Source organism: Mucilaginibacter sp. P4_E8 (assembly GCF_056401495.1).
The window spans coordinates 1-5,183 of the sequence record NZ_JBFUJG010000229.1 but is presented as its reverse complement, the minus strand read 5'-3'; the positions used below and the strand labels follow the sequence as shown (position 1 = coordinate 5,183).

5 protein-coding genes are annotated in these 5,183 nt (G+C 36.6%); all 5 read right to left on the bottom strand.

Annotated features, from left to right (window positions below):
• Positions 1-489, bottom strand: a 489-nt coding sequence (locus AC1DRQ_RS29320) for a carbohydrate-binding family 9-like protein (protein WP_477429339.1), incomplete at its 3' end; no start/stop codon positions are given.
• 30 nt (positions 490-519) lie between these two features.
• A complete protein-coding gene (locus AC1DRQ_RS29315; protein ID WP_477429337.1) occupies positions 520-2,067 on the bottom strand; it encodes a beta-N-acetylhexosaminidase in 1,548 nt (515 codons plus the stop codon).
• A gap of 116 nt (positions 2,068-2,183) precedes the next feature.
• Positions 2,184-3,521, bottom strand: a complete 1,338-nt coding sequence (locus AC1DRQ_RS29310) for a sugar MFS transporter (RefSeq protein WP_477429335.1) — start codon at positions 3,519-3,521, stop codon at positions 2,184-2,186.
• 77 nt (positions 3,522-3,598) lie between these two features.
• A complete protein-coding gene (locus tag AC1DRQ_RS29305; protein ID WP_477429333.1) occupies positions 3,599-4,666 on the bottom strand; it encodes a LacI family DNA-binding transcriptional regulator in 1,068 nt (355 codons plus the stop codon).
• A gap of 63 nt (positions 4,667-4,729) precedes the next feature.
• Positions 4,730-5,183: 6-phosphogluconolactonase (locus tag AC1DRQ_RS29300; protein WP_477429331.1), on the bottom strand; the 454-nt coding region annotated here is incomplete at its 5' end.

Here is a 5,183-nt window from a genome sequence, read left to right as displayed (position 1 = left end):
ATAGGTAAACACCTCCATGGGTATAACCAGGGTTATTTGCCATTCAAATTTTGTTCCTGCGGGTTCTTCTGCTGATCTTATTAATACTCCCCTCCTGATCTTATTAATTATAGCTTCGGGCAGTATCTCTCTGCTGGCCCTATCAACCCCATACCCCATAAAGCAAATGCCTAAACAGTTCATTTCTATATTATAGTATTCTTTTTCGGCACCAAATGAAATAAAAAACTCCACACAATTGTCCTTGTGAACAGGGTCATTGGTTTTAAACATAGTAGATTTAATTACATCTTCATTAACATAATACTTCAGCAAAATGGCGGAACCGCAGTGTGCAATAGAAAAGCTGGTTTCGCAATTACTTTTAAATTCAGACCAAAGTTCATTGTCGATATAGTGTTTAGGTAATGTGTCCAATAATATGGAAACATCTTTAATACTGGAATCGTAATTAACAGATTGTACTAACGGGATATTTATATGTTTCATAATTAGGGTGAATAATTTTTTGATTCCCCCCTATTTATTTCTGGCCAGGCGGTTGTATAAATTAATTACTTTCCTGTTTCTTAATTGGTTTTCATCTGCTATTGCTGATGGGTTTAAAAAATCTTTATTCAATTCATTGAAGCGCTTGTCCAAATCCTTTGAAGCTACCAGTAACTCTTTCAGCTGATTAATCGCAACAACTTTTTGGGTATCATTAAAAGTTGTGTCATTTGCCTGTTTTTCAATAACCTGGTAACGCAAATAATAATTGCGGATATCGGCCATCAGCTTAAAGTGTTCAAATTCCTGCTTGTTTTTTACCGGGCTTAATGTATATAAGGTTTTAACAGCTACGCTATTAYTATCCAGTAATTGCGGTAAACTCATAGGGACAGGTGATATTACTTCACCTTGTTTAACTTCATAAGGTGTGGTTTTTAATGCACCCCAAAAATCTGATGCCTGTGCTTTGTTAAACCCAAAATGATCTTTGCAATATTTCTGTACAAAACCATCTATATCAAAAGTTTGTCCGGATTTTAACTCTTCAGTAAAAGCATCTATCAGGATATTAAAACCAGAAAGTGGATATACATGTCTGATCGCATATAATTCGGCAAGATCAGCTTCTGATTCAAAAAGGGAAGAGTAAACACCTGAGGTTGACCACGAAGTCATGACAATACCTTTATAACCCAGCTTCTGTGATACTGGAATAAAATCCCGGATGTTTTTAAAATGCTTATCCCATTGCGTTAAATTGTAATTATCAGGACTTGACCTTAAACTTGGGGCTCCCCAAATTTCAAAACCGCTTTCCATTAATTTTTGATGATTCCCAAAGTGGTTCAGATCCCAGCCATAGTTCCAGTCAACAAAAACAGTCCCTTTCGGGAGCGACTTAATGGCATCCGGGTATTTCAATGCGATATCAGCCCACAAAACCGGTACCTTACCCATCTTCATGACAATATCACACAGCATTTTAATATAATCGGTATATAACTTGGATTTTCCTTCCTGCTCTGCTTTCAACCTGCATTTTTCATCATGCCCTAATAAATACGTTTCATCTCCCCCTATATGGATGTATTTGGAAGTATGTGTAGATGCTAATTCCCTGTACAGATCAGTAAATAGTGCCTTATCCCCCTCGGCTTCCAGCGGACAAACCTGTGAATAATCCTTTTTATCCTCGCGCAATGATTTATAGCGTTCATTACGTAAAATGTACTCCACATGGCCAAAACTTTGTTGTAATGGGATAACATCAACCCCAAGGCCGTTGCAGTATTTTATAAAAGATACTACCTCTTGTTTAGTATAAGCATATCGGTTAGGTATCAGCGGGTGTTTTTCAAAAGGATAAGTACCTTCCCACTCCATGATCAGGGTATTGATCCCTGCTTTGCTGAGCTTTAAAACGAAGCTTTTAAGAGCATCCATTTTCATTACCTGTATCCTTAAGTCGAGATGAAAACCGCGTACAGGAAATGGCTCCTCAGCCATTGGATTAGTTTGAGCAAGCGCAACATTTAAATTAATCAGGAGAAATAAAAATGGAAATAATTTTTTCATATTATTTGTTATTTAATCTTACATAGTTTAATACGGTATCAAAATATCCCCCAGGGCAGTAAATAATTATTTAGCATTATGCGCTACCTCACAGTATGAGCTGAGTAATAGTTCTTTTAATTTGATAAAGACCAGCTCCTGGTTTTGTGACCGTAAAAGGCATAAAACACCAGGTACAGATAGCAAGGGAATAATACCCAATAGGCCTTTTTAACATCAAATAAATCAGCAAAATGGCCATATGCAAGCGGCAGAATAGCGCTTCCACACAAGCCCATGATCATGACCGACGCCCCCAGCTTGGTAAATCGCCCAAGATCACTAAGTGCCAGCGGCCATATCCCTGCCCATATCATGGAGTTCGCTAACCCCAATAAAACTATAAACCATATTGATATGTCTGCAACATGTCCCAGCAGGCTTACTTTACCTTGTGTAAAAACAATCAGCAAGGTGAATATTGTGCCTAACATGGTACACACTCTGAGTATATTTACCTGGCTGATATAACGGGGAACAAGCACAATACCTATCAGATAGCCGCAAATGGTTGCAAATAAAGTATATGATGGAAAAACCTTGGCCTCCATCAATGTTATATGCATAGAGTTTGCATACCCTATGATGGTATCAATAGCGATCACTTGTGTACCTACATGAAGAAAAATTGCCAGGGCCCCTAATATCAGGTGCGGAAACTGAAAAATATTCTTTTTCCCTGAATTGACATGAGCCAGCTCTGAACTTTCGTGCTCTGTATCAATTTCAGGCAATGGGGAGTAACGTATAAAAACTCCTAAACCCAGCAGCAGTAGCCCCATAAACGCGTAAGGAACTATTACTCTTCTTATCAGGGAGTCAAGTGCTTCATTTCTTTGCTGGGCATCCATCAACGGCAGCTGTTTAAATAGTTCACTATCAGTAACTTTAAGCACTACACTTGCAAATAATAAAGGCGCAAGTATCCCGGCGCTTTTATTACATATCCCCATAATACTGATACGCTTAGCCGCCTTATCCTTTGAACCCAGAACGGTAACATAAGGATTGGCGGCAGACTGTAAAATAGCCAGCCCTGTTCCAATAGTAAAAAGTCCAAACAAAAAAGTTTCATAGGTGCGGCTTAAGGCCGCGGGTATAAAAATAAAGGCCCCTACAGCCATAATCCAAAGACCAAGCATTATGCCCCGCTTAAATCCTATAGTTTTAAGTAAGTACGATGACGGGACCGACATGATAAAGTAAGAGATGTAAAAAGCAAAAGCTACCAGATAGGATTGAAAGTTGGATAATTGGCAGGCTATTTTAAAATATGGGATTAAAATGGAGTTGACCCAGGTAACAAAACCAAATATAAAAAACAACACAGCTACAATGAGCATGGAKATAAAAGTTTCCCTTTCACTTAGAGATGCTGCTTCAACCGCGATAGCCTTTTTTATCCTTATATTCATATTTTAAATATAATTCAATATTGTGTACGTACCCGTAATTTTATTAAATAAGTTCACAGATAAATCAGCTAATAAAGCTAATTCCTATAAAATTTATAATTCTCTCGGGTAATAATGTCAATTGGCATAAAATAAGCCTTATCTACAGCAGTATTTAATACCAAATTCTGGTAAAGTGCCATTATACCTTTATATCCCTGCTCTTGTGGTTTTTGACAGATAAGAAAATCTATTACGCCTTTTTTAAGATATTCAATATTTTCGTTCAGAAAATCATAGCCAATTAATAAGATACCCTTAATTTCAGATTCTTCTAAAAACCGGGCTACAGACGATACTCTTGAATTGGTTACAAAAATTGCCTTTACATCCTGATGAATTGTCAATAGTTCCTTAAGCTTTGTTACAACAGATTGATAATCTGTTTGCCTGATATCGGCTTTTATAATTTCATTATTTTTATGATTATCCCGAAAATAGGCTTTGAAACTTTCTTCTTTTCTTAAAAGGTGATGGTAATTATCCATTTCTTTGGATATATTGATGATCAGTATTTTACCATTTTTATCAACGGCATAATTAGTAAGATGGGCACTTAAATAACCGCTTTGAAACAAATCGGGCCCTATGTAACAAAGACTATCCTGATTGGGAATATCGGAGTTGATGAAAACGTATGGGATTTTAAAATACTGACATACTTTGGTAAACTCTAAAGACTCATCAATAAAAGATGGTGCCAATAAAATACCATCAACTTCGCTTTTGAGTATTTTTTTAGTTTGCTTTATAAACGTGCTTTTATCATTTTGGTCAAAAAAGTACTTTTCAATTTTTATTCCGTATGGCTTTATTTCTGATTCCGCCTGCTCAATTCCACTCAACGGCGCTTTCCAAAACTCAGTTTCCTGGGAAATTGCAGGTATTAGAATCGCAAAATGAAGTAGTTTTTTTGAAGCAAGTCTTCTGGCTAAAATATTAGGCTGATAATCCAGATCTTTAATTATTGCCAATATATTATTCTTGGTTTTTTCAGATACGCCTGATCTGTTGTGAATAACCCTGTCAACCGTAGCAATCGAGACATTTGCTCTGCGGGCTATTTCCTTCACACCAGATAATTCTATACCGCCATCTTTCTTCATTTACGCTTTTCAATAATTTATGTAAATTAATACTAAGTTCACAATTCTGCACATCTTACTATTTTAAATAAGTGAGCTGCTTTTTTCATCTATAAACAGTATGGCATTAGGATGACTCCGTAAAACAGTAGAAGGATACTTTTCGCTTATACTTTCATTTAAAGTATGATACACCGCATTGGCCTTTTTTTCGTCCGGAACTATACAATAAACATATGTAGCTTTATATAAAGACGGGATGGTTAAAGTTAAAGCATGTGTTGGTACCTCGTCAATGCTGCCAAAACAACCATCATTAACCTGTTGCTGCCTGCATTCCAAATCCAGGTCAACAATTTTTACTGCTTTTTGATCATTAAAATCAGCTACATGTGGGTCGTTAAAGGCTAAATGCGTGTTTTCGCCAATACCTATACAAGCGATATCAACCGGGTATTGGTCCAGTAAATCCGTATACCTTTTACATTCTGTTTCCGGGTTAGCTGCATTGCAGTTAAGATATTGAACAGTATTAAAT

Coding starts and splice junctions, on each gene's coding strand:
- AC1DRQ_RS29305 (WP_477429333.1), bottom strand. CDS start 4,666: ATGAAGAAAGATGGCGGTATAGAATTATCTGGTGTGAAGGAAATAGCC.